This window comes from Pseudolabrys sp. (assembly GCF_050250095.1).
Taxonomy (GTDB): domain Bacteria; phylum Pseudomonadota; class Alphaproteobacteria; order Rhizobiales; family Xanthobacteraceae; genus Pseudolabrys.
This window is the reverse complement of record NZ_JBFWPH010000003.1, coordinates 140852-165812: the sequence shown is the minus strand read 5'-3', so window position 1 is coordinate 165812 and position 24961 is coordinate 140852. Positions and strand designations below refer to the sequence as shown.

The window sequence follows — 24961 nt, the reverse complement described above, 5'->3', positions numbered from 1 at the left end:
TGATGGCGATGTTAGCGCCAGCGCCAGCCGCAGCGGCGATGCGTGCGCCACACGAAGTAACCGGCCGGCGTCCGCACGCGAATGCGCTCGCGCCAGCAGTGGCGATAGCGGTGACGGTGGTGGCGATAGTGGCGGCGGTGATACCGGCGATGCCGGTAATACTGGGCCTCCTGCACCTGCGGCGTGCCGGCGAGCGGCGTGACGGCGAGCGAGGGATTGGCCATCCGGGCCTGTGCGCTGCCGGGCACGGCAAAAGCGATCAAAGCGAATGAAGCGGCCGCGGCAATCAATCGATATTTCATGGCGGTCTCCTTACGTTTCCTCAAAACCAATGGTTATTGGTAATCACGCAAGGTGCGTAAACTGTGTTGCCGCAACGGAAAGATGCCCGCGCTTGTGCGGTCGATTGACGCAATGCGCCGGCGAAATCCGGCGGCGGTCTGCCGGAAATGAATCCTTTTTGTGATCGGCGCGCGGGAGCGGCTATTCGAGCGCGATCTCTGCATCGGTCGTGTGCGTGAGCGCAATCTCGCCGATCGTCAGCACCATCCGCGCCTGCAGCGTCTCGTTGCCCTTGAGCCGGCCGTCGGCCACGGCCGCCGCGACCGCTTTCTCGATTTCCTGCTGCGAGGTGACGCCGACGGTGCGCAGGAACTTGCGCAGCGATGCGTTGAAGGCTTCGTCGTTCATGTCGATCTCCCGGCTGTTTGCCGGCGACTCTAGTCGGCGCGGGCCGTGCCGCAACCGCCGGCGGCGCGCAATCCATTGTGAATAACCGGCCCGCGGCGCTGGCCGCAGGGGCGTGAATCAGCCGGGATCGCCAAAGTTCCCTCACTGGCGACCGGCGGTTTTCATGAGATACAAGCGGCACACGGCCTTGCTGGCCGCACTGATCGGCGGCATGGCCGCGGCTCATGCGCATGCGGAGCCGGCGTCATGCCCCGGCAATCCGGACGCCATCGGCGTCAGCCGCATCATCTCGGTCGGCGCGGCCGACCATGCCCGGCTCGGCCTGATGCAATACCGCACCAGCCTTCCGCTCAACGACCGCGAGGTGGTGCTCACCTTCGACGACGGGCCGCTGCCGCCCTATACCGACCGCGTGCTGGCGATCCTCGCGCGGCATTGCGTGAAGGCGACGTTCTTCCTGGTCGGCCGCCATGCCGCCGCCAATCCGGCCGCCGCGCTGCGCGTCGCGGAGGCTGGCCACACCATCGGCAACCACAGCCAGAACCATTCGCTGCATTTCGCTAGTATGTCGGAAGCGCGGGCCGAGAAGGAGATCGAAGCCGGCAACCGCACGCTCGATGCGATCCTCGGCCATCATGTCGCGCCGTTCTTCCGCATTCCGGGTCTCGGCCGCACGCGCGCCGTCGAGCGTTACGCGGAGGCGAAGTCGCTCGTGGTCTGGAGCGCCGACGCGGTGGCCGACGACTGGACGAGAATCACCTCGCAGCAGGTGTTGTCGCGGGCGCTGTCGCGGCTCGAGGCGCGCGGCAAGGGCATTCTTCTCCTGCACGACATCCAGCCGCGCACGGTGCTGATGCTGCCGGCGCTGCTCGCGGAATTGAAGCGGCGTCACTTCCGCATCGTGCATGTGGTGCCGGAAGCTGTCGGCCCGGCCGCGCCGTCGCCGCTGCTGCTGGCCCGGCGCCATGCGCCGAAGCTCGGCTGGCCGCGTGTGGTCTCCGCCGCGCCGGTCTTTTCGATGAACCGCCTCACATTGCCGCCCGTGTCGCCGTTACCGCAGTTGGAACTTGCGGCCGCGGAGCCGGAATCGTTGCAGACACTCGCCCGCGCCACCGCCATCCGCGCGTTGCGGCTCGCCGGCGGTGCGCCGCCGGACACCGAAGCGTCCTTGATGTCGCCGTTGCGCGTCGCCGCGAACGGCGCGCCGCGCGTCACCGGCAGCGTTCCGATGCCGCCGGACAGGCATCGCGCGGCGGCCCACGCCGTGGCGGCTCGCTCGCACGGCAAGCCGGAGCAGACGGTCGCCACGGTCGCATTCTCGCGTCCGGATATGATGCCTTGACTCGCACCCAAATCCTCTGACCTCACCCTGAGGAGCCGTGCGCAGCACGGCGTCTCGAAGGGTGAGAGGCATAGGGCTGCGGCCCGTCCTTCGAGACGCGCCTGCGGCGCTCCTCAGGACGAGGCCGAAAGTGGATTGTGGTGGGAGTGCGGCTTGGCGCGTTTTATTGGTGCCCCTGGCCGGACTCGAACCAGCACGATGTTGCCATCACCTGATTTTGAGTCCCATGCACTCTGCCTCATCGTATTGATTTAGCTAGTTAAATTTTCTTGTTTTCTGTGTATGTGTAAGAACCTGTGTAAAAAATCGTCATTTTTCTAAGACTCGTCCGACATTTTAAGCCTCTGAACGAGCATTGCATCTGAAGTGCTTTCTTTGTGTTCAGGGATGTGATTTCGCAGTTCTATTCCCCTTGCAGTCGATTTAATGAACTTACGCGCTGCGCCACTAGCGACACTCCAAAGCGCTACCCGCCTGACTTCAGTTCGTGAGTGCTGCGTTTGCAGACGCGCGGTTTATAGTTGCACCTGGGATGGCATCGTTGCTGGGAGGATTTCATGGCCCCGTACGCCGATATTTCAATGCGCTTCAAGAATGGAAAGCTGGCCAAGACTGCAACTCCTGCCTGGTTCAAAAAATCCATTAGAGATGATGGCGATTGGCTGCAGATGTTACGCCAGGCTGGTGCTTCTGAAGTAGCTGACTTTGATGATGGTGCAGACTCGATTCACGTCTTGAGACGGGAGGGTGTCCCGAAGCAATTTGAAGTCGGGGCCTTTGAATTCAAAGGAGGTTTTCTCTCCCTTTCTTTTCTTAACTGCTGAAATTTGTTTGTCTGTCATGACGGGCTCCATGCTTGAAAATATCGCATGCGTCCCAGGCAAACTAGCCTTGGGACGCATGAAAATTATCGCGGTGGAAGATCGTGACGCATCGTCAAGAAGATCGTTCCGACGAATGGGATGCCATCTACACAAGTCAGAGTGAGTTCGAAAAGCTCGACGAAATCTCTGTCGGTGGCCTTTGCTAGGTCCATCATGGCATCGAACGCGTCTAAATTGGACCCAAAGACGTAAGGATGCGGCCTTCCGTTTTGTATTCGCCACACGCGAGTTGCGCGATGTGCGCGAAGCCAGAGAAAGCGGGCAAGCGGGTAGGCATGCCGTAGCTGCTTCTTGCTGACGACGCGCAATACGTTTTGCTGCCGGTGAGCCATTGAAGGCCTCCAGAAAAAGGGATTGAGGTGAGTGGAGGCTCTAGTATTGGACGAATAGGAATATTTTCAATAGGCGCTATGTAATTGAGCTTATTCGCGCGTACGCGTCGGTAGGGAAATGAGGGTTTGAGTACGCCGACGGAGTACCGGCTTCTGTTCAGTGGCGGCGGATGAGCCGTCGCAACACAGGAGCGTTCGATGGGCCTCTAACCAAAGCAAGGGGCCGAGTGCACCGGCTCCTCAGCCCATCGAGAGCAAGACAATGGATCACGAAACAGAAAAACCGGATGAGTCGAACGAGGCGAAGCCTTGCGAAGCGCGCTACTCGCAAAGCTGCACCTTGCTCGCAACGAAGTCGAAATCGCAAAACGAATCCGAAGACCCAGAGTGGTGCGGTTGGTGGAACGGCTATGGCGGCTGGTTTCCGCCGCAAGACTTCTAGTCGGGGGTGAGCCATGTCGGTCATCATAAAATTTACGCAGCCGTTTCGCGTGTCTCATATGGACCGAGACACATTAAGCCTCATCGGCGAGCTCTTTGAGGGACTGCAAGGCTTTTCGTTGCTCCACAGCTGGGAAGACGAAGACCTCAACAGGCATTTCCCTCTCAGTCCTTGGCTCGGTGACGATGACGCAGTGCTCGTTTTGGTCAAGGACGGCTGCACCGGCCAATTCCGCGAACTCCTTCTGATGAGCAGGGAGCACGCCTATGCGGCGGGCATGCCTCGTCCGAAGATTTTCCAAATCGCCATCAAATCGGAGAAAGGAGAGTGAGAATGTCTATCTTCAAATCCAAGCGCGAGCGGGCGCTCGCTGTGATCGCGGAGACCGGGGGTGCTCCGCCGGCGAGCCACGGCATCGATATCAATGGCGGTGGTCCGTTGGCCGCCGCCGTCGCACAGCAGGTGGCGTCGATGCCTGCCAATACGTCGTTCAAGATAAAGCACACGGTCTCGACGACCGGTCAGGAACTTGAGTTCAGCAGCAGCACATCGCCGCCGATGCTTCGGCCGATGAACACCGGTCCGACTTGGCAGGACTTCGAGACGTTACAGGACACTGTCGAGGCACTGACGCGCCGTGTCCAGCGCAGGGCTCAAGCGCACCGAACAAAGTTGGAGGCCGAACAAGACTATGTCGGCGTGCCGCAGGGGCCGATGCTGATTGATGGCAAGCCCGGCTGGGTCTTCAAGGATGCTTCCGGTCGCTATGTAGCTTACCGCATCACCGAGAGCGGACTTGAATACGCCTACGAGGTTAAGCGGAACGAGTGAAATTCGTCAGACAAAGCCCCGGGAAACTGGGGCTTTTTGCTGAGAAACGACGCAGCGCCGTTGACACTTATCCAGCGGAGACCGGAGCGTGAGAAGTGCTGTTTATTCGTATCCTCGTAGGCGTCGCCAAGCTGGCGGGGTGGCTGCTGCTCACCGTGGTTCGGCTCGCAAGGCCGTTGGTAACGGCTGGCGGTGCGCAGGCCAGCCACGGCAGCGCTCGTTGGGCATCTTGGATTTCGCTCGCCCTGTCAGGCGTGTGGGGCCGCAGGACGGGCATCGTCGTCGGCAAACTTCGGATCGGGTTCGTCCGGTATCGAGGCGATGGCGCGGTCCTGGCGTTCGGCTCGATGGGCTCCGGAAAGGGGACCGGCTGCGTGATCCCCGCACTCCTCGAGTATCCCGGTGCCGTCGTATGTACCGATCCAAAAGGTGAGAATCTTGCAGTTGCGGGACGCTGGCGCTCGACGCTTGGGCCGGTGTTTCGGCTTGATGCCATTCATCCAGGCATGTCCCACCGCCTCAACCCGCTCGACCTTATCCGCAAGGATACTCATCATGAGGCTGACGATGCGGCGATGGTGGCGGATTTGCTGGTCATCAGCGAAAGCCGCGAGGAGCATTGGGACAGCAGTGCTAAGCAACTCATTGCCGCCGTTATACGCCACGTCATTCATACAAAGCCGACGCCTCTGCAAACCCTTGCCCATGTGCGCGAGTTGATTGCCGCCGAGGCGGAAACGTTCGCCAGCTTCCTGCGTGAAATGGCGGAGAGTGCGACTTCATCGGTGGCTGAGGAAGGTCGTATCACGCTCGCGAGCCTCGAAGCCGAGGAAATGACTTCGGTCATCAAGAACGCGGCGAAGGCACTCGGCTTTTGGTCAAAAGATCGGATCGGCGGGATGCTGACTGCGACCTCGGACTTCAATCTGTTCGACATCCACCGCAGGCCGATATCAGTGTTCATCTGCGTGCCGGAAGATAAGATTCCGGTCTACCGGCCGTTTCTCCGGGTGATGATGGGCTGCGCGTTGGCCGCCGCTGTGCGCGGCAAGGAGTTTCCCGCGCCGGAGCATAAGCCGCTACTTTTGATCGACGAATGCCCGGCGCTCGGTTATCTGGAGCCCCTGATGTCCGGCCTCGGTTATCTGCGCGCTTATGCGCGGACATTGCTGGTATTTCAAGATCTCGGGCAGCTTAAGCGCATCTACGGCGAGCATGGCGCGCGTTCATTCATCGCCGCCAGCGGTTGTCAGGTGGCCTTCAGTGTGAACGACAACGACACCGCTCGCGAACTAGCAGAGAGCGTGGGCATGACAACGGTATTGTCGCGGTCCGAAAGCTCATCCCAGGGGGTCGATCCTATGCGCCACCATAGCCAAAGCGGCCGGTCCGAAACCGGCCGCTTTCTGTTGGATGCCAGCGAAATCCGACGACTTCCGCAAAGCCGTTGCCTCATCTTCATGAGCGGGCTTCTGCCGATACTGGCACGGAAGGTCAGGCATTATCGCGTTCGCGCGTGGCGCGGCCGGTGGGATGCCTGGCGCGATAGCGACCGCGCCGTGCCGACCGCCCCAGAAGTGACCGCCATGGGCGACGTTGATTGACGGCGGAGTGTCGGCGGGCGAGATGGTCTCGGATGCCGAGCAACTGGCGCAGGGTACGGTCGATTTCGTCGATGAGGTGGTCGAGCAGGGTCTTCCGCTTCTTGCGGCGCTTTTGCCAGCGGTCACCTTCGGTCATCGTGCGCCATACCGCTTCTTGATCGCGCCTCTTGCGCCACAGCCGCCTGCGCTTTGCGTCCTGCCGCTGCCGTTCGGCTTCGAGCATGGCTTGATATTCGTTCTGGGCGATCCAGTGCCGGGTTGCTTTGAACCTCGCTGAGCGGCGCTGCCAGCGTGTGATTTCGCGGGACAGGCGGTCGAAGTTCTGCCGGATGATTTCTTGGTTGCGCTGGTAGCGCGAGCCACGGTCGAATTTCGTGTAGTGGACGACACGGCGGCGGGCGTTTTCGTTCGGGCGGTGCCGACGGTAAGGGCCTCTGGGCTGGTCCCGGCTGACCAAAGATTTGTCACTGAGCGCTGCTTTGTGCGCCTTGGGACCAACGTGGATTTCCGGCTGGCGGCCGAGGGCGAAAGCCTGGGGGCGGTCGCCCCGCCGTTCGGCATCCTCGCGTTGTGCTTTCAGGGTGCGGTGATCGACCCGGCTCCGTACCCCCGCTCGCTCCAGGGCCTGGTTCTGGTGCTCGGCCCAAAGCCCACGCCACGCCAAAAGCAGTTCGTCGCTATTCCATTCTCGGGTTTTGACCCGCCGTAATCCGGTCGAGGTCGCTTGCCGTAAGGTCAGCATTACATGGGCGTGGAAATTTTCCGGATGGTCACCTTTTTCTGGGACAGGGTCGTGAAATGCGATGTCAGCGACCATGCCACGGCTCACGAAGGCTTCCTGGACGAAGTTTAAAAGCAGCTTACGGCGCTGGCCGGCATCAAGCTCATGAGGGAGGGCAATATTGATTTCGCGGGCGAGCTGCGCGTCCCGACGTGCTTCAATCTGTTCTGCGTAATTCCAGAGGCGGCTTCGGTCCTTTAACCAGGACGGTGCTCCCGTCGGCAGGAGAATCTCCCTATAGGCTACGCCGCGGCGGCGCGTGAAGTCGTAGACCTTGCCGCGCCCTTCGTCCCTTAGCCGTTCTCCGGCCCTGTATGCAGCCGCCTTGATGGCGCTGCGTCCCTGCGATCGGCGAATAACCTGCGCCGAAAAATGATACGAGGGCAAAGCCACTCCCCCCTGCGCCTACCCGCAGTTTATTCGGCGGGCACGGTAGCACCTATGTTGCGAATGCAATGTATAAGTGCGCTCTTGACCTTCAAGGCTTTGGCTTCGATTTCTTGCCAGTGGCCACACTCCTGCATCTTTGCCACGGGGGTGTTGCCGGAATTTGCGTAATGACAGACAAACGGGCTAGAGGACCGGCGGCCGGGCAGCTTGCGCGAAGGATCGTCACCGGAAGGCCGAGACGCCTCGCGGCTCGGGGCGAAGCCTAGAGCCTGGCCCGGCGAAGCCGGGCGCGCACAAAGCAAAGAGCCGGGTTCGCCCGGCTCTCCGCTTACTTTTTCTCTTTCGCTTTCGGCACCGCTGCTTTTTCCCTGGGCTTCGGCACCCTCAGTACGACACGCCCAGAAATCGGAATGGCCGAGAGCTGCAAGTTAAGCCCCTTGGCGTCCTCATGGGGCCACGCCGCGCCGATCTTGGTCCAGAACGCCTCCTTGCCGTCACCCTCAACCATGAACGCATCGTAAGCAGGTCGCGCCTTTTCTTCCGGCATTGCTATCTCCCTGGTTGGGACAGCCTGCGGAGCTAAAACGGAAGCCGCAGGAACTGTCCTGCGGACTGATGACCAAGCTTAGAAGAAAAGCGTCGGCGCGCTATCGCTAGGCGGTATTTGGATGGCCTGCCGGCGTACCCACGCCACACAAGGTTATACAAAGAAAATCGACTCACGCGCGGGCTCCAACTCTGCCGGACCCATCATTCCTTCTGGAGCCTATTCAATTCTTCGAGCGCTTCTTCAAGCCGCCGCCTGGTATCGATGATCTGCTTGGCATTCAGCAGCTCATCACGGCCCGCCAGCGTCAGACAGGCCTTCAGGATTTCATCCGAGTGACGCATAAGTTCAATAAGAAATACTCCCCGTGGAGCATTCTTTGCCAGAAACCAGTTTTTCACCGCCCGTTCATTCGCGCTCGTAAGCCTCACCACCACCTTTACTGACGAATGAGTGTTTTCGAATTCCCGCCTCAGCGCTTCGGACACAACTTTGGCGAACCCGTTGCTCCCGAGCGGTCCGGCGAGATTCGCTCCAGGAATATTGTTTCCTGATTCAGACTGAATCTTTCGGTCCTTCTTCGTCGGCGACATGGGGCTCCCCCATTGATTATCCTCGCGTCTGAGGAAGACGTAGCTGGCCTGTTGGACAGACCGCTTGGTAATCGGACTAAGTGCGATGCGACGTGGTAGGCGGTTGTCAGATCAGGAAAACGGCCTCAATGCTCCCCGAAGGGCTGCACAGTACGTGCGGATGTCCACAGAGCATCAGAAATATTCTACAGAAAATCAGATCGAAGCGATCAAAAAATATGCCGTAGAACGCGGCTTCGAGATTGTGCGCACCTATGCGGACGAAGGTAAGAGCGGGCTCCGCTTGGATGGTCGAGACGCGCTTAAGAAGCTTATTGCCGATGTGCAGGCGGGGATTGCGGACTTCGATACCATCCTTGTCTACGATGTAAGCCGGTGGGGCCGGTTCCAGGATGCCGACCAAAGCGCCTATTACGAATACCTCTGCAAGGCAGCTGGCATTACCGTCCAGTATTGCGCGGAACAATTTGAAAACGACGGCAGCCTGAGCGCGACCATCATCAAAAGCATGAAGCGTGCGATGGCTGGCGAATACAGCCGCGAACTATCGTCGAAGGTCTTTGCCGGACAATGCCGACTGATCTCGCTCGGGTTCCGCCAAGGAGGCGCGCCTGGATACGGTCTCCGCCGGCAACTCATCGATGAAAACCGCAATGCGAAGGCCGTGCTTGCCCGCGGCGAATACAAAAGCCTCCAGACCGATCGCGTCATTCTTATTCCCGGACCTCCCTATCAGGTGGAGACGGTTCGCAAGATGTACCGGCTTTTCGTTGTTCAAGGGAAAACGGAAAGTGAGATCGCTGCGCTTCTAAATGCGGACGGCGTTCAAAATGAAGCCGGCCAGCCCTGGAGCCGGGCAACGGTTCATCAGGTTCTGACCAACGAGAAGTACATCGGTAACAATGTCTACAACCGGATATCGTTCAAGCTTAAGCAGAAGCGAATTGTGAATCCCCCGGACAGATGGGTCCGCTCCGAGGGCGCATTCGAGCCAATAGTCGAAGCTGACTTCTTCTTCGCCGCACGTCGAATCGTCGAAGAGAGAAGCAAGCGGATGACCGATACAGAGATGCTCGATCAACTCTCGACGCTCTTGAGCAAGAAAGGCGCTCTCTCAGGCCTCATAATCGATGAGTTCGACGACATGCCGTCGAGCTCGACCTATCGATACAGGTTCGGCAGCCTGCTTCGAGCCTATCAGCTGGTCGGCTATGATCCGCGTCGCGACTATAGCTACGTAGAAATCAACCGCGCGCTACGCGACATGTTCCCGGAGATTGTCGCGGACACAATCTCAAACATCGAGAATGTTGGCGGTCATGTCCAAGCCGATGAAAATACAACTCTTCTCTCGATAAACGATGAGTTCAGCCTTTCGATTGTGGTGGTTCGCTGCCTTCGTTCCAAGGCAGGATTTTCGCGCTGGAAGATCCGACTCGATACCGGTTTGCGCCCCGATATCACGATTGCCGTCCGTATGGACGAAATGAACGAACGTATTTTGGATTATTACCTTCTGCCGCGCATTGACATATACGAAGAAAAACTTCGGCTAGCGCAGGACAACGGCATCCATCTCGATGCCTACCGGTTCGAAACGCTCGACCAGCTCTTCGAGCTTTGTACCCGTCAAACATTCCGGAGTGCCGCGTAATGGAAAAGACACCAGAAATCCGACTCATCCCCACAGGTGCCATAACAGTACTAAATCCTCGCGCCCGTAATAAGCGGGTTTTCAATGAGTTGGTGGGCAGCATCGCTCGACTTGGCCTCAAGAAGCCCATCACCGTGAGCCAGCGAAAGGAGAATGGAGGCTATGACCTCGTGTGCGGCCAGGGCCGCCTCGAAGCCTTCATCGCCTTGGGACAGACGGAAATTCCAGCCGTTGTACTGAATGTTTCCAAGGAAGATTGCTACGTGATGAGCCTCGTCGAAAATCTGGCTCGCCGGCAGCACGCGCCTCTAGAATTCATACGAGAGATCGGCGCACTTAAGGAGCGCGGCTATTCGTATTCTCAGATCGCATCAAAACTCGATTTCAGCACCGAATACATATACGCGATTTGCTACCTTCTTGATCACGGCGAAGATCGTCTATTGGATGCGGTGGAGCGAGCGATTATCCCGCACTCAATAGCGATGGAGATCGCCCGCGCGAAGGACGGCGATGTGCAGGCGGCGTTAGCGGATGCCTACGAGTCTGGCGTGATACCCGGAAATCAAGTGCTAGCTATACGCCGGATCATTGAACAGAGGAACATAGTTGGAAAAACGATTCATTCAATCAGTTCGCGCGCTCTAAGGTCTGGCAAGAAAGTCACCGCAGGCGCTCTCATCCGTTCATACCGGAAGGAGACGGAGCGCCAAAAGCTTATCGTCAAGAAGGCGGAAGTTGCCCAAGGCCGGTTGCTGTTCATAGTGAACGCCCTTCGGCGGCTTCTTGGCGATGAGAATTTTATCACGCTGCTTCGCGCCGAGTCGGTGCACACCTTGCCAAAACCCCTGGCAGAGCGCCTTGACCGAGCGAGCGCGTGATATGACCTCCTCAACTGTGAAAATAGCATTTGATCAACGCATCATTATGCTGGCGCTCGACGCTATCCTGCCTTTGAAGCAGGTGTCTCAGGCAATCAAGAAAGGCGTGAAATATCGTCGGATAGCAAAGTCGATAGCCGATATTGGCATCATCGAACCGCTTGTAGTCGCACCGCACCCAGAGGAACGAAATAAATACTTGTTGCTGGACGGTCATATGCGACGGGAAGCCCTTGTCGATCAAGGAGAACGGTCAGCTCGGTGTCTTGTTTCCCACGATGATGAAGCCTTCACCTTCAATAAGCGCGTCAATCGCCTTGCCACGGTCCAGGAGCATTTCATGATTGTTCGCGCCCTAGAGCGCGGGGTCTCGGAGGAAAAGCTAGCAAGCGCCCTGGACGTCAATCTCAAGGTCATCAAGCGCCGCAAAACGATGCTTGATGGAATTTGCTCTGAAGTGGTCGAGATGTTGAAGGATAAGTCGGTGAATCCGACTACGTTCGACGTCTTACGCAAGATGAAGCCGATGCGTCAGATCGAAACTGCGGAATTGATGGCTACCGTAGCGAATTTCAGCTCGAGTTACGCGAAAGCATTACTTGCGGCCACGCGCCAAACCGACCTCGTAAAACCGGACAAGCCAAAGCAAATTGGAGGAATGACACCTGAACAAATGGCTCGGATGGAACGCGAGATGGAAACGCTGCAGCGCGATTTCAAGGCTGTTGAATCGTCCTATGGGGACGACGTGCTCAACCTCGTGATTGCATCCGGATATCTTTCCAAGATTATCGGAAACCGTAGGATCGAGAAGTACCTCGGCCAGCATCACCCGGAAATACTTGAGGAGTTCAAATCCATCATTTCCGCTGCCTCTCTTGACCAGTCAACCCATACAACACACTAACGCGCTCGCAGGATTCCGCTGCAATCAGGGCCGCACAGAACCACCAACCGCCCTATAACCCGATCCTTGACCCTTGCGTGCCGGTCGCATGAGAATGCCGCCGTGGGGCGGCGGGATGCGGATATCTCCTCCAGTCATCGTTGGCGGACTAATACTTGCGCTGGTCGGCAGCTTCTTCAAGACGGAGAATCCTGCTCCACCGGCTGCGGCACCCTTGCGGCTCGTTGCTACTGTCGAGCCTGTGAGGGTGGCAAACGTACCGCTGCCGCCGCCGAGGCCTAACCTTCCTCCGGCTACCAAGACAAAGCCGAAGGCGGAGGTCCTTCTGACCGCCGCGGCGATTGCAGCGATCATCGTGCAGGCTAGCCGTAGTGCGTATTACGCGACAGGACGGCCTTGTGCTTGCCCTGACGATACAATGAGGAACGGGCGCCGTTGCGGTAGCCGAAGCGCGTATAGCCGACCAGGCGGAGCAGCGCCGCTGTGTTATCCGTCCGACATCACGCCGGAAATGATCTCTACATATCGCGCCCGCATCGGCAGCACAGCATCAGCCACACGATAGGCCGCCCGTAGGTCCGCCAGCGACACGCCGCCTTACTCGCAAGGAATGGTGGTTGGCGATATTGTATACGACCAAACATGCCAAGACAGATCCTGGCCGGCGCGAAGGATCACCTGCTCCGCACGGCAACCGCTTTGGAATTTTGAACGGAAACCGAGCTGCCGATATATTCCCAACGGATAACCCGGTGGGTTGGTGATCGTGTTTGTGGCAACGAGACTTCGCTCAGATGACGCCCCCATCGGTCCGCGATAATTCTGATAAAGCTTTTCAAATGTTGGCAGATCAGCGATTACGCGTTTCGCATCGGCGTCGAGTTCCGCGTGAGCTTCTTTCGGCTTGCCTTCATCGAGCCTGACAAGGAAGCTTAACGCCGGAGTCATGGCATCGCCCTTCGGCTCGATGAGCGTCGTGCCGTGCTGCACGAGCACCGGCTGGGATGCGTAAACGACTCCAAAGAACGCGGCTGCGCCGGTCGCCCGGATGAACCCTTTGTATTTAACTTCGATGAAACCAGGCAGCAGGGCACCGATGCCGGCAGCCGATAGCCCCAGACAGGTGATCCAGACCCTTACTTGGAATTCAGTTGGATTCGGAAAGTAAACCGAAAAAACCAGCATCACTCCAAGAAAGATAACCCCGAACACAAAGGCGAGCAGGATATTGATATCGAGATTGCCCGTTAGCGAGACGGGTTTAGCGGTTCGGTTCGTATTGTTGCGAGCCGGCGGCACCGTGCGCACTCCCGCATATCAGCTGTTGTAGCAGGCCCAGATATTCTGCAGTCGGACCGGCCCGGGCGCATGTGTCCAGTCGCCTGGATTCCACTGAAATATCTGAACCAGATACTGCATGTCTGACGGCGAGAACCAGCCTTGGGCTTTCCCGACCTTGGCCGCCCAGCAGTCGGCCGCGTTCTCGTTCATTCCGACCATGTGATGCCCGCATTCATGCGCGTAAAAGAACAACTGAACCTTCGGCGGCAGTGAACCAACGATCATGGGATCGAGGATGATTCTGGGGGGCAAGCCTCCCATGGCAGGTACCGCCCTTGCCGCGTCTCCAATGCCTGACTGCAGGATGGTCCAAACAGGGCCGCAAACGACCGGCATCCCCCCAATCGAGAAACTACCCGGCGGAAAACTCTGTTGCGCTTTGGCGGAGTACCCGCAAGGAAACAATGCGACTGCGAGAGCCGCTAAGAACCGACTTAACCGCGTCATGGACTTCCCCCATTGCCCAAGAATCACAGCAGCCGTTTGACGAACAGCTACCTACGCTGACGATCTCGTTGGAAAACCGTTACGTTCGCTGTGCCACCATTGTTGCGGTAAAAGGTCTTGTTGAAGAACGGCAGGACAGCGTCGTTCACATAAAGGAACAACTGCCCGGACCGACGCGGCACAATAGGCACTTCAAGGCGAGTAACCGCATCATGACCAGGATCAGGATCGAGGAAATATTCATCGGTTCCGGTTTCACCCACTCGCGCAATGATTCTGAACCAGCGGCGTAGCAAGACGCGGCGCAGCGGCGTAGCCAAAATCAGCGTGATGCGGCTGAAGACTGTCGGCAGATCGGAAATGGCGTAGCCACCAAGGTCAGTTGGATAGCTAGCGTCCGCCCATCCTTTTGGACTGTCGATCTGGATCACATATCGAATGCCGGCCTTCAACGGAAGGCCGGTAGCAAAGCACGGATCGCTCGCGTCAAATGAAATTACCTCTGACGGCCGATCTCGCGTTGGCGCCGCCTTTTCAGCCGTCGCTACACAGGTAAATCCGGCTGCATCCGAGAAATAAAAGACTGCATGGCTTATGGCTGCACCCACAACGTACAGCGTAAATATCGCGAACAGGACGGGAGCTATCCAATATTTCGTGTAGGAAATAACGGACCTATACGGCAATGACGTGCGGAAGCCCTGCACGGAATCAACTAGGCGCGCTTTGAGGGTGGATGGCGGCTGCTGCCCCCTCCATGCGCGGAGCATACGATCTGCGATTATTGTCGCTAGCCGCTGGCCAATCAGCAGGCAAGCAGCCAGCACGATGACGGAGATAAGGAAAACCTCCGGATTCGTGGCGAACGAATTCAGCCACCACGCGCCGACAAAATCAGGCAGGAACTCGCCGGCAACACGAACTGACTCCGAAACAAAGCGAAACCGGGTCGTATATTCGCCCGAAGGGTTTATCGGATGGAATAAGGGGAACAAGAAGAGGTGGATCGAAGCGGCGACGGTGAGAAAATAGAAAACACGCCGCCACCAAACCGCGTTCCAGGCTTGTTGTTGCAGCCTGTGCCGAAGCCCTTCATCAACCGGCATATCGCCTGCCGACCCTTGCGGCGCGATGGTCCCGTCGTCCTTGACGATCACGTATTTCCTGGGAAGACCGACCGGGGCATAGGCTGTTGCCTTGCTCTTCATGCGGGCGAACACACTCTCATGAACCTTGGGAAGGCCAACGGTTACGCCGTGCCATCGATCATCGCACAGGAGATCGACGTCGCGCGGGCCATAGCGGTAGTAACTCGCAAGCCCTGCGCGCGAATCGTAGAGCCTGCCGTCTTTATCGGCTGACGATTCCGTGACCAGCAGAGAGTCGGGCTGTTTCGGCGAAACCTTGAAGTGTAACCCCGCTTCTTCTGCGCGCTTCATAATCCAAAGAAGCGGCACGCCAGCCAGCGAGTCATCGGGATATCCGCCACCTACGTTTGCGTGGACACCAGCAAACCACACTTGGTTGATGCGCCCTTCAGGAGCGCCCGCTTCATCCCACAGCACGGGCTGGAAGGTGGTGCGCTGATCATCGAGTGATAGCGCATGGTAGGCGCGCTCGACCTTTGACCACAGCACACGGTTCGGAAGCTCCAATGGCCATAAGAACCGATCAATGCCGATTGTCCATTCATCGACCGGCAGTCCATAAGCTGCGACCGTGTCCCAAAGGCCGAGGAAGTGAATCCTCTCGACCTGGATGTTGTTTTTGGAACTGTACTGGCCCCTGCCAAGAAGATGGGTTTTCAAGAAGACCCACGCATCGCGAACAGGACGAAAGAGCGCTCCGAGACTTCTGCGGTATCGACCGCGACGGAATGCGCGATAGGCGGCAATTGCCTTTCCCTCGAGATCATCTTCGGTCGAGTAAGGAACAATTCCCTGGTTCGCGACCAGTCCGATCAGGACGCGTATCGTGAACGCGCCGCGGCTAAAGCCAAAGGCGTAAATCTGGCAGTCCGGCTCGTAGTTCCGGCAAAGAAATTTGTAGAGGTGGATGACGTTGCGCTTCAGGCCCCAGCCGAACGCGCCACCGAGGATTGCCAGCGGTTTGAAGGAAGAGGTGCCAACTCCGTCGTCGTAGCAAGCAACCTGCTCTGACGAGGTAAGGTCAATTGACTGAAAAATGCGCCATACGTTCGTCCGCCAAATGCTGGACGCCGCATTCCCAGTCCCATCGGACAGCAGCACTATCCGCTTGGACATCCCCAGTCTCCCCCGTACCTATAGTTGCACCGAGGGATAACTCGCGCAAGTTGCCGAGCACTCGCCAAAGAGCGAGGCCGGGGGCGCTACAAAAGTTCTCTATGATAGATAAAGAATTGTAATTCCTTATCCGCCTTTTGTTCCGGGCAATCTGTCTGGACCGGCCCTTCGCCTGATCCTGCCAATCGTAAAGCGGCTAACCGCAAATTCCTGTGCCAAGTCCTCATCACGGCATCCGAGGCTGGCCCGTGCCAAGACTTTCTCGCGCAATGAGTGATCCAACTTCGGCGGACGACCGAACCGCACCCCCTGCGCCCTCGCGCGTTCACGCCCGGCAGCGGTGCGGCGGATGATGTCTTCCCGCGTCTTGCGCGCGATATAGCCCACCAAGGCCGCAAGCACTTCGCCAAGTTCGTGCGTGGTGTCTGCCCAAGGTTCGGCTAGTGACCTGTAGCTTGCGCCGCGCGACGTGATCTCCTGCAGGACGCTCAGCATCTTGAACGGTCCTCCGCGCGTCAGCCGGTCAAGCGCAGAGACGATTACGACATCACCATCTCGGAGGGCTCGTAGAAGTCGGGTAAGCTCCGTGCGTTGATCCTTCGTACCGCTTTCCTTTTCGCGGAAGATCTTCGTGCAGCCGGCCGTACGAAGCTGTGCGATCTGGATATCCAGATCCTGCCCGCAGGTGCTGACGCGCGCATAGCCGTAAACCAGACTCATCTGCCCCTCGCCGGGTGACGTGCAAATGTCCTGACTTTTGCAAGTCCGGTTGCAGAGGAAAGCCAGCGCAATCGGCGAGACTCGAAATGCGAGTCGTTTCCGCGAGTTAGGCGAAGATCGCAATTCATTTCTATTTGTGGCTTGCGCGTTCATTCTGCGCTTATCGCCCCAATGCGTAAATCAGGATTTTCGCTACCGTTTGATCTCGTCGCTGCCGTTTCGTGCAGCCTTTTCAGCAAGTGATGCGATGGCACGGTCCTCTTTTTCCTTGGCTGGTCGGGCGGCCAGTTCGTTGGCAGCAGCGGCATATATAGCTGGCCTGACCATCTCTACCTCCGTCTTTGCGCAGGCTCCGCTTTCGCAGCGCGAGCGGACCTTCCTAACCTACGTCTTCGAGGGGAACGAAGCGAAAGCGGTCGAATATGCGCAGGTCGCCGGCATCAATCCGAATTCGATTGCGGGCCTGCCGCTGTCGGTCTGGTACTACCGCCAGGGTAAGGACCGCTTCGGCCGCGATGTTCACCGTGAGCTGGGCGTGCAGCGCATCGTGTTCGAGCGTTTCCGACAAAACCCGAATCCACCGAACATCGGTGACAACACGCAGATCGACAATTTCTGCAGCTACGCTCCGATCACCACGAGCTCGCACCTGCGCAATCCGACCGAGACTGCGAATCTCCTGGCCAGGCAGCAAGAAGCCCAGCGGCCGCACGTGCGGGCGATGGCGGCGGGCCTGGAATCCCTGTTGCGCTACGGGCTGCGCGATCGCAGGCAGCTGACGGAACTCTTCGCCGGCTGCATGTTCAAGAGCGCCGTTCCGGTCACGGCCGAATTCTACGATCAGGTGCCAGCCAAAGCGGTTCGCGCGGGAGCTGACATTAACGTGGAAAACCAGGGCGGTGAGCGGGCGGTTGCCAACGCGGTATTTTTCCTGAGGGCCGACCTGCTTGAACATCTCATTCGTGACGGTGCGCAGGTCAAATACATGCGCAAGCGTCACGGGCTGGACAGGGAGGGAACCAAAGCAGCCTGCCAGCCGCGGGCTGACCAGTCGATTTACTGGGAGGTGTTCAAGCGCGTCCGCACCGACAAGCAGCCTGAGGTGCTGAAAGTCGTCCGCGTGCTGGCGGCTCACGGGCTTTCACCGCTCACCAAATACGGCTGGCCCGGAACGGCGGCCAACGGCCAGCCGGGTTGCATGTACAAGTCGTTTTACGACGCGATCATCGACACCGGTAACCTGGATTATGCCCGTGCGGTAAAGGCGGCTGCCGAAGGTGCCGGCTCAGCTCAATCGACGCCTGCGGCGAGGCACGCGGCCGTTGCTCCCGCTCCTCCGGCGCATGTTGCACCGGCTCCGCCCTCGCAGATCGGAATGTGGAAGATCGCGGCTGCCGGCGACGGCCGGCCGCTGGCCTCTGTTGCCGGTGAACCGATGCCGGGCGGTATCCGCGAGATACGCATCGAGTGCCGGCCTGGCGGCCGACTTGAATACGTCCCGGTTTCGACCGGCGGCGAGCCGGTCCGCGCGCTGTGGTTCGTTGGGACTGACGACCGCGAATTCGCCGTGCCGCTTTCCAACGGCCATGTCGCCGGCAGCAATGCGGCGGCGCTCTCACGTGAACTGCTTGCCCTTGAAAAGCTGATGCTGGGCAAGGGCTCTCGCCAGTGGTCGGCGGCGTTCATCCTCAACGATGAGAACCACGACCGCTCCGAAATCAACTTCACTGGGTTCTCGAAAATGCGGGCGCACATGCTCGCCAGTTGCAGGAACTAGTCACATGCGCTTTCTCACGATGGGGTTTCACGTCGTCATGGTGCTGCTGGTCATCGCCACCTTCATGGGCGCGTTTTCGCCCGCGCCGACCGGCAACTTCGCCCACGACAATGGCAGCTACATAATGCCGCTCGTCGGCGTGGTCGTGGTGTGGGTCGTCGGCTCGATCATCCTGCGGATGATTCGTAAGGTCGCAAAATATTAGAGACGCCCGCGTTTCCCCCTTGGCGCTTCCGGTTTGCGTCGAGGGAGCGTGCATAGAACGTGAGGATTCTGGGTTGACTCGCCAGCGCCCGGGCGGCAGTCTTTCGCCGCCTTTCCGTGTCAACTCGGAATCGCTGTTGTCCGGATGGGGCTCCGGAAACCCAGCGAATTGCGGATGACCACGAATATGCAGGTCCACGGTGCGGTGCGACACCCTCCGGCGGTTAGGGTTTTGTTTTCCCTGCTGAAAACAGCCTGCCGGACCCTGCTTGGAAATTTAACATGTTCATGGTATGTTCTACTAAGACGAGTTCGGGGCGTTACCGCCCCGAAGCCGCACCTTTCTTTTAGCATCTATAGGTCGCCCTTAGCCGTCCTTCCGCTGAAGGTGAAGAGTAGCCAGGACCAGGACTACACCATAGGTGAGATCCATAAGACCCGCTGCCCCGCCGACCCAATGGCCGATGAATTCGGCCCAGGCTCGACTGGTATCCAGGGTCGCCGCAACAAGTGTCGCCCAAAAGAGCAACTGGTGATAGGCGTCGCGCGGATACATGAAATCGGCTCCTTAAATTTGCAGTCCCTTTCGTTCGTCGAAGAATCGGTGAGGGCTGCAGTTAAAGCGAGCTGGTGTGTGGGAGGCCCGTTATCGCATCGCGATAGCGGGCCTTTCCTATTCGGCTGTCGTGCTACATGATCCCTCCATCCCCTCATCACAGACAAAAAAAGCCACGGGCTGACGCACGCGGCTTTCAACGTCCGAGATGTGAGCTTCCGCTTGGCCAGTATCGTTCCACAAGGCGAAGTGCCTCGCTTCTGGCTGCCCCGAGTCCGCTCTGAGCAGCGGTGGAACCTGTCGGCGGACCGACTTTTATAATCCATCATTGTTCAGCCCCCACAGCAAGGGTTGGGGGTGCTTTCACACTGCGGTGAGAATTTTACACCATGGCTAAATCGATAAAAAAACAGCGCCAAAGAATCTTACGAGAATTCAAGGAAATAAAGAGCAAGGAACGAAGAAATCCGCAGACCATACGGAGGCTTATCTACGACATTCTCAAACAGTATTTTGACGGAAATCTCCACGTCGCTGCCACTCGCTTAAACAAGAATCGAGTCGCGCACAAAGGCCGCAACTATAAAACTCAAATTTCCCAAGAAGGGCTGTATTCAGTTAGCCGCGACCGCCAATGGATAAAATACCTTCTACTCGAGGCGCTTGCTATCGAATTGAAAGTCCCGGTTAGCGTGTTGTTGTTTTATACGCGACTTCGTTCTGAACAAGAGGAGCGCGATAACGGCACGCGAGCGCGGGCGATGATTAAAGGATTTTCTGCCGTAGTGTCTGACGCGAAAAGAAAAATGGAGTCGAGCCATCGCTTTGACTTCAACGATTTGCGCGAATGGCTCAACCTTTATGAATATCCCGAAACTCTAGAAGCTCCAGAAGGTGAATTGTTAAGATTGGCCCGTGATCGTAGCCTGTAGAATTAACAATAGCCATTGCTGGTTAGCGCTTGTCGAGCGTGTGAAAATGAAACAGCATTTCATCCAAGCTCGTCTGGTCCACTAATCGCCAGGCGCATAAGTGTCTTTTGATAGGACTCGCGAGACAATTCAAAGCCAAAATAAGCTCGCCCAAGCACCCTTGCTGCTACCAACGTCGACCCACTCCCGCAGAACGGATCAAACACCACTCCGCCCTCCGGGCAGAATGCCTGGATGAAGGGCTTGAGCATCTCGGCGGATTTCTGGGTCGGGTGCAGCTTGTTGCCGGTGTAGATCCAGTCGGCGACGTCGCCCGGCGGATTGTCGGGCAGGCGCACAGCGCCCTTGGCCAGCAGGTATGCCTGCTCATGCTGGTAGCGCAGGTAGCGGACGGACGAGGCGTATCGCTTGCGGAAGACCACGTGCCCGACAATCCTGAACCCGGCCTCGCGCCAGGCTTCGATGAAGCGATCGGCGGCGCTCCAGCCGTAGAAGCTCATGCAGAAGGTGCCAGGTTTCAGCACGCGGTACATTTCCGCGAAGGCCGGCTTGAGCCAGGCATCGTTGTCGTCGTTGACGACGGTGCGGCCGTGCCGGTCGCGGTAGCGGACCAGGTACGGCGGATCGGTCAGCACGAAGTCGACCGACGCCGGCGCCATGCGGCGCATGACCTCGACGCAGCCGCCGTGGATGACGACGTTGCGCGGACGCCAGGTGGGGCTCATCGCGCCACCTCCGGCACCAGCAGCCTGGCTTCCCAGCGGACATCGCTGTCGATGCAGGTGAACTCATCGCGGCCGTTGAAGGCATAGATGAAGTGCGCCTTGTTGATGGCATCCCGCTCGCTGGAGGCTTCGACCACGACCTGGAACAGGCCGTAGTCGAACGCGCTCACCAGGTAGCGGCTCGGGGCGGCGCTCATCGCGCCGCCTCCTGCTTCACGACGCGGAGCACCAGGCGTCCGGTCACCGGCAAGGCGGTCAGCATGACGTTGAACCCTTCGCCGTCCTGGTGCGCCCAGGCGCTGCCGACCTTGGTCCAGTAGGCGGAGTCGCCCTCGCCTTCGACCACGAACACGGAGTGGCTCGGGCGGTTGTTGGTGTGTTTCGGTTTCATGAGATTTCTCCCGTTGGTTTTCCGGCACGCCCCATGCGGCCGGTCGGGAGTTCAAAAGGCCCGGCAGGAACGAGCGGGCGTGCCAAGCCGAGGGGAATCGCCCGCCTGCACGAAGCAAGGCGAGGAAGGTGGGGATACGGCTTGCGGGAACGCGCTGCGGGCCTAACTCACCGACCAGAAAGGCCGCATGGGTAACGTGCGCCGGACCACGGGAGCCTGATGAAACCGCACCGCAACCGCTTACGAGCGGTTTCGGGAGTCAGGATGAGGTGACCCCCGCGCATGGACAAGAAAGCCGTCCTGGCGCTCTGATAGGCGGTCAGGTCAACGGAGTTGCTGATGGGTTGGCGAGGCCAGGACAATCGAGAGAAGGATTGGGAAGCGGAACTGCGGAAATTGCCGGTCAGCGAACGCTTTGCCTGGCGATGGATTGCGTGGGTAGTGATTGCATTATTGCTCTTGGCGATAGTTTGTAAGATGCATCACCCGTAAGCGGCTCCCGCTGTTGGCCACCGGTAAGCGCGATGTGTGAGCTGGTCAGCGCACAGGCTGTATGAAAATAGACGGTGGGAATAATTGTATAGGGCTGCTCCCGGAGGGCGGTGCCCATGATGATGACGCGGGTCTCGCAGGTGGCATTGGCGTTGTATTTGGAGGAGATGTCACCGCAGCAGCAGGCGCTGTCGTTTTCGGAATTATTGTTTGCGCTTGTCGCTGTTCAATTACGCGCGGACTTGTTTTGCGCAAACGTATTTCAATCCGCCTGCGTTCGCGCACATCGCCCGGATTTCCGCCTAGGGCCAGCGTCTCGTCGGTATTGATAAGCTGGCCGCCCGAAAGCGGAAGTATTTTGTAGCTGCCGAGTTCTTTGCTTTGGCGAAGTATTCCAACAACGGACACGGCCCGCGCGAGACCAAGACCCGCATTGTCGGACGGCCTAACGGCCGTAATATTGATGCTGTTATTGAGAGCAGGGACAAGATCGCTATCGAGGTTTGATTGTCGATTGCCAACTGGTTGCTCGTCGGTGTGGCCGACGACCTCGATTACATCGACATCGTACTCTTTCATGAGCCGGGCAATATGTGCGGCAGTCGACTGGGGTCCGTCCACCAATTGCTGCCTGAACGCAGCGTCGACCTCGGCGCTCCCGCTCTTGAAGAATCGCCCGTTTGCGTCATTCAGCGCAATAATCGGCGGCCATTTATGGCCCTCTGACGCGACCTTCTGCGGTGGAGCCCTTTCGAGCAATCCCTTTGCGATCAATTGGGTGACTCTTTCAGGCGTGGCAGTGCCAGCCGGCATTATCACCTTATCGACGCTAGCCGTGATGAGAGCATCTCGTTCAATTTTCTTTAGATCGAGCCCTTTTTCTTTGAGCGCCTTGATATCGCCCATGCGTTCCCGAAGGTCACCGCTTGTCAGGCCGTTTTGCCGCGCGGCTGCTATGATCGAGCTGCCTTCAACCAACTCGCGCCAGTAGTCCTCAATCTTCCCCTGATTGCTCGCAAGTGGCTGGCGCTCAAGTAGTTGTTTGAGTTGCGGGTTGTTTTTAAAGGAATCGACGAAGTCTCGATTGACGATCGCAGCTTCCTTCTCCTGCCGCAGATCGGCCTCGGCCTTGAGGCGTTTGTCGTGCTCGACCTTTAAAAACGCCGCAAGCGCGATCAAAAGGCAAAAGACGAGAAGGATCATTACCTCGGCCATGGTTAGCCCGAGCACGAGCCCTTGCCGGTATGAGGCGGACTGCCTTGAAATATGACCTTCCGTCACGCCAGGCGCGCTCATGGAACAACCTATCGTTTGTCGGAAAAGTCCGAGGGGTTGTCGGAACGTGCGCTAGGCCCGGAAAACGTCCTTGTGAAGAAGCCCCGGAAAGGCGCGGAGGAAGGCGGTGCGGCCGGGATGGATTCCGGCTCCGGTGCTGGCGCGACCACGGGGGTAAACGTGGGCATAGGTCGTGAAGCTTCCGCGCGGGCTTGGTTCAGGAGGTCTGATGCTGCGCCGGTCAGTTTCTGTGTTTCCTTCACGTTGTCCGCAATGGTCTGCGCGTGTGCCTCTGCGCTCTTTGTGAAGTTGTTCACGGCCCGAGACAGTCCCTGAATTGCAGGATTGAGCTTGATTTCGATTACCTGCTCCGGCGTTTGCATTGCTTTGAGTTTGGTAACGACAGCATCAAGCGCCTGAACGGTTGCATTCGAGCTGTCGGCGATAAGGCGCGACTGGTCGGCTAGCCGTGAAGAGATGTCGTTCAGTGTCTTGGTGATCCGAGTGCTCAAGCCGTCGATGGTATCGCCGGATTTTCTGGACGCTTGTTCAAGCGGCTCGCTGGAATTCTCGACGAAATCCTTCAGCTGGCCGGTAAAGCTCGTCCTGGCTTCCCCGAGGATCGATTTCATCTCTTCGAGAGAGTCGGTAATCGATTGCTGAGTTGCTCTGCGGAAATATGCGAATTCAAGGACTGTGCTTTCCAATTCTCGCTTTACTTTGCGCGAAGCCTCCGCAAGCTCAAGACGGGCGAAATGTTCAACTTCGACAGGGTCGCGTCGCATCTGATTGAAGAAAATGCGGAGAGCGATGCCGGCGATTGTCGAGGCGATGGCAATGCCGAAATTCTGGACAATCTGTTCAGCCGATCCAAGCGAAGAGTATTGGTAGAGCGATACGCCAAGACTCGTCAGCGTAAATAGAAAGCCCATGTAGTAAAGGTTGTCGCCGGATTGGTCGTCGCGGAGACGGAATAGCCGGGCAAAGCCGAGGAGTGCGGCATAGGCGATCATAATCGCGACCGGCGTCAACGTTACATAGAGCGCTGGAATGTCGTGAAGCTTTGAGAATATGATGTATCCGCACCCAGCGAGAACGATTGTGAAGAAAACAGCGCCGCTTATGAGTCCAGGCGCCACCGATCGCGGATTTGCGATTTCCGACATCAATTTACTCCTTGCAGGCGGTGGGCGCTGAACTTCGATCCGCCGTTGTCATGCATCCATTGCTGCCAGAATTGCATATGCGCCTTCAGATACGGCTCCGTCATGAATACGCGTTGGATGTATTCAATCTTGAGCTGCGCACCGTGAAGATCGGTGCGGTATTTCAAATAAGCGGGCGAGCGTCGGAAGCGCTCATAAGAAAGGTCACCTCCGCGAGGGTACTGGTTATAGTCGCGGGTATACTCGACCATATCGGAGATGACGGTCAGGGCTTTGTCGGCTTTTTGGGCCGTAGCGCTAGAGAACTCGCCAACTGCGATATCCTGCAACGCTGCCATAATGGGTGAACTCTGCGCTTTTGCTGAACCAAGGCTATTCTCTATCCCGGCTCGGGCGGGCTTCCGGAAGTTCTCGATCCAGCGCTGCCGGGCGGCGCGTGGATTTGAATCCCACTCACTGAGGCCCGATCCGTCGCCGGGGTTGCATTTCGCGAAAAGCGAGCGACTACGCATGCTCGCGATATCGAGAACCCGAATATCGAGTTTGTAGTAAGCGGGGAGCGAAATGATGAGGTCGTCTAGGATCTGGAATGCCTGGCGTTTAGCAACATCCGGCAGATCATCTGTAGCATCTACAAGCACGACACTGATGCCGTCCGGGCCTTGGATAGGGCAGAGCGTATCTTTATTGAGTACGCGCGCGCGTGGAGCGTAGTAGTAAAAAGCGGCAAGAGCGGCCATCGCGAATGCCGCGAATAAAATGAGCGCTATGCCGCCGATAGCGGCTCCCGCAC

The 24961-nt window shown here is 58.1% G+C and carries 27 protein-coding genes; 12 read left to right on the top strand and 15 right to left on the bottom strand.

The window, feature by feature from the left end; all coding sequences use genetic code 11:
• Positions 1-11: 11 nt before the first annotated feature.
• On the bottom strand, positions 12-302 hold the full coding sequence (locus AB7F10_RS10240) for a hypothetical protein (RefSeq protein ID WP_428560410.1): 291 nt from the start codon (positions 300-302) through the stop codon (positions 12-14).
• 181 nt (positions 303-483) lie between these two features.
• The gene (locus tag AB7F10_RS10235) at positions 484-690 is read right to left on the bottom strand and encodes a DUF6494 family protein (protein ID WP_428560408.1); all 207 of its coding nucleotides are present in this window, start codon (positions 688-690) and stop codon (positions 484-486) included.
• A 163-nt stretch (positions 691-853) separates the two neighbouring features.
• On the opposite strand from AB7F10_RS10235, the gene AB7F10_RS10230 reads away from it, so the two are divergent.
• The 6 genes from AB7F10_RS10230 to AB7F10_RS10205 all read left to right on the top strand — a co-directional run bounded on the left by AB7F10_RS10230 (position 854) and on the right by AB7F10_RS10205 (position 6125).
• Complete coding sequence (locus AB7F10_RS10230) at positions 854-2032, top strand: polysaccharide deacetylase family protein (protein ID WP_428560406.1); 1179 nt, start codon at positions 854-856, stop codon at positions 2030-2032.
• A gap of 557 nt (positions 2033-2589) precedes the next feature.
• The gene (locus AB7F10_RS10225) at positions 2590-2856 is read left to right on the top strand and encodes a hypothetical protein (RefSeq protein WP_428560404.1); all 267 of its coding nucleotides are present in this window, start codon (positions 2590-2592) and stop codon (positions 2854-2856) included.
• A gap of 654 nt (positions 2857-3510) precedes the next feature.
• Positions 3511-3690, top strand: a complete 180-nt coding sequence (locus AB7F10_RS10220; protein ID WP_428560401.1) for a hypothetical protein — start codon at positions 3511-3513, stop codon at positions 3688-3690.
• Positions 3691-3703: 13 nt separating this feature from the next.
• Complete coding sequence (locus tag AB7F10_RS10215; RefSeq protein ID WP_428560399.1) at positions 3704-4021, top strand: hypothetical protein; 318 nt, start codon at positions 3704-3706, stop codon at positions 4019-4021.
• A gap of 2 nt (positions 4022-4023) precedes the next feature.
• Entirely contained in the window at positions 4024-4521 is a 498-nt protein-coding gene (locus tag AB7F10_RS10210) for a hypothetical protein (protein WP_428560397.1), read from the top strand.
• A gap of 95 nt (positions 4522-4616) precedes the next feature.
• On the top strand, positions 4617-6125 hold the full coding sequence (locus tag AB7F10_RS10205) for a type IV secretory system conjugative DNA transfer family protein (protein ID WP_428560395.1): 1509 nt from the start codon (positions 4617-4619) through the stop codon (positions 6123-6125).
• Here AB7F10_RS10205 and mobQ read toward each other — a convergent pair.
• From mobQ to AB7F10_RS10190, 3 genes are all read right to left on the bottom strand, one after another.
• The gene (mobQ, locus tag AB7F10_RS10200; RefSeq protein WP_428560392.1) at positions 6016-7299 is read right to left on the bottom strand and encodes a MobQ family relaxase; all 1284 of its coding nucleotides are present in this window, start codon (positions 7297-7299) and stop codon (positions 6016-6018) included. The genes AB7F10_RS10205 and mobQ overlap by 110 nt on opposite strands.
• Positions 7300-7624: 325 nt before the next feature.
• Positions 7625-7843, bottom strand: a complete 219-nt coding sequence (locus AB7F10_RS10195; RefSeq protein WP_428560390.1) for a hypothetical protein — start codon at positions 7841-7843, stop codon at positions 7625-7627.
• 203 nt (positions 7844-8046) lie between these two features.
• Positions 8047-8436 carry a hypothetical protein gene (locus AB7F10_RS10190; protein ID WP_428560388.1) on the bottom strand — a complete coding sequence of 130 codons (390 nt, stop codon included), beginning with the start codon at positions 8434-8436 and terminating at the stop codon, positions 8047-8049.
• 85 nt (positions 8437-8521) lie between these two features.
• Here AB7F10_RS10190 and AB7F10_RS10185 point away from each other — a divergent pair, with 85 nt between their 5' ends.
• From AB7F10_RS10185 to AB7F10_RS10175, 3 genes are read left to right on the top strand one after another with little or no spacing between them, the layout of a single operon-like run.
• Entirely contained in the window at positions 8522-10090 is a 1569-nt protein-coding gene (locus tag AB7F10_RS10185) for a recombinase family protein (RefSeq protein WP_428560385.1), read from the top strand.
• Positions 10090-10971 carry a plasmid partitioning protein RepB C-terminal domain-containing protein gene (locus AB7F10_RS10180; protein ID WP_428560383.1) on the top strand — a complete coding sequence of 294 codons (882 nt, stop codon included), beginning with the start codon at positions 10090-10092 and terminating at the stop codon, positions 10969-10971. Before AB7F10_RS10185 ends, AB7F10_RS10180 begins: the two co-directional genes overlap by 1 nt.
• Positions 10952-11878, top strand: coding sequence for a plasmid partitioning protein RepB C-terminal domain-containing protein (locus AB7F10_RS10175; protein WP_428587156.1), 927 nt, complete (start codon positions 10952-10954; stop codon positions 11876-11878). Before AB7F10_RS10180 ends, AB7F10_RS10175 begins: the two co-directional genes overlap by 20 nt.
• 597 nt (positions 11879-12475) lie before the next feature.
• Here AB7F10_RS10175 and AB7F10_RS10170 read toward each other — a convergent pair.
• The 4 genes from AB7F10_RS10170 to AB7F10_RS10155 form a co-directional block, all read right to left on the bottom strand.
• Positions 12476-13186: a DUF4019 domain-containing protein gene (locus AB7F10_RS10170; protein ID WP_428560378.1), complete on the bottom strand. Its 711-nt coding sequence runs from the start codon at positions 13184-13186 to the stop codon at positions 12476-12478.
• Positions 13187-13195: 9 nt separating this feature from the next.
• Entirely contained in the window at positions 13196-13480 is a 285-nt protein-coding gene (locus AB7F10_RS10165; RefSeq protein WP_428560376.1) for a hypothetical protein, read from the bottom strand.
• A 233-nt stretch (positions 13481-13713) separates the two neighbouring features.
• Complete coding sequence (locus AB7F10_RS10160; RefSeq protein ID WP_428560374.1) at positions 13714-15930, bottom strand: DUF2235 domain-containing protein; 2217 nt, start codon at positions 15928-15930, stop codon at positions 13714-13716.
• A gap of 126 nt (positions 15931-16056) precedes the next feature.
• Entirely contained in the window at positions 16057-16650 is a 594-nt protein-coding gene (locus AB7F10_RS10155) for a recombinase family protein (RefSeq protein WP_428560371.1), read from the bottom strand.
• A gap of 49 nt (positions 16651-16699) precedes the next feature.
• Between AB7F10_RS10155 and AB7F10_RS10150 the strand changes: the two genes are divergently transcribed.
• The 3 genes from AB7F10_RS10150 (at position 16700) to AB7F10_RS10140 (ending at position 20119) form a co-directional block, all read left to right on the top strand.
• The gene (locus AB7F10_RS10150) at positions 16700-18427 is read left to right on the top strand and encodes a hypothetical protein (protein WP_428560369.1); all 1728 of its coding nucleotides are present in this window, start codon (positions 16700-16702) and stop codon (positions 18425-18427) included.
• Positions 18428-18431: 4 nt separating this feature from the next.
• Entirely contained in the window at positions 18432-18632 is a 201-nt protein-coding gene (locus AB7F10_RS10145; protein ID WP_428560367.1) for a hypothetical protein, read from the top strand.
• Positions 18633-19576: 944 nt separating this feature from the next.
• Positions 19577-20119, top strand: coding sequence for a hypothetical protein (locus AB7F10_RS10140; protein WP_428560365.1), 543 nt, complete (start codon positions 19577-19579; stop codon positions 20117-20119).
• Positions 20120-20178: 59 nt separating this feature from the next.
• Here the strand turns inward: AB7F10_RS10140 and AB7F10_RS10135 are convergent, their stop codons facing one another.
• The 6 genes from AB7F10_RS10135 to AB7F10_RS10110 form a co-directional block, all read right to left on the bottom strand.
• Entirely contained in the window at positions 20179-20844 is a 666-nt protein-coding gene (locus AB7F10_RS10135; RefSeq protein WP_428560363.1) for a DNA methyltransferase, read from the bottom strand.
• Entirely contained in the window at positions 20841-21041 is a 201-nt protein-coding gene (locus tag AB7F10_RS10130; protein ID WP_428560361.1) for a hypothetical protein, read from the bottom strand. The genes AB7F10_RS10135 and AB7F10_RS10130 overlap by 4 nt, the downstream gene beginning before the upstream one ends.
• On the bottom strand, positions 21038-21235 hold the full coding sequence (locus AB7F10_RS10125; RefSeq protein WP_428560359.1) for a hypothetical protein: 198 nt from the start codon (positions 21233-21235) through the stop codon (positions 21038-21040). Before AB7F10_RS10125 ends, AB7F10_RS10130 begins: the two co-directional genes overlap by 4 nt.
• Before the next feature lie 537 nt (positions 21236-21772).
• Complete coding sequence (locus tag AB7F10_RS10120; RefSeq protein WP_428560356.1) at positions 21773-23023, bottom strand: hypothetical protein; 1251 nt, start codon at positions 23021-23023, stop codon at positions 21773-21775.
• Between the two features lie 8 nt (positions 23024-23031).
• The gene (locus AB7F10_RS10115) at positions 23032-24168 is read right to left on the bottom strand and encodes a hypothetical protein (protein WP_428560353.1); all 1137 of its coding nucleotides are present in this window, start codon (positions 24166-24168) and stop codon (positions 23032-23034) included.
• Positions 24168-24908 carry a hypothetical protein gene (locus tag AB7F10_RS10110; RefSeq protein WP_428560350.1) on the bottom strand — a complete coding sequence of 247 codons (741 nt, stop codon included), beginning with the start codon at positions 24906-24908 and terminating at the stop codon, positions 24168-24170. The genes AB7F10_RS10115 and AB7F10_RS10110 overlap by 1 nt, the downstream gene beginning before the upstream one ends.
• Positions 24909-24961 lie beyond the last annotated feature (53 nt).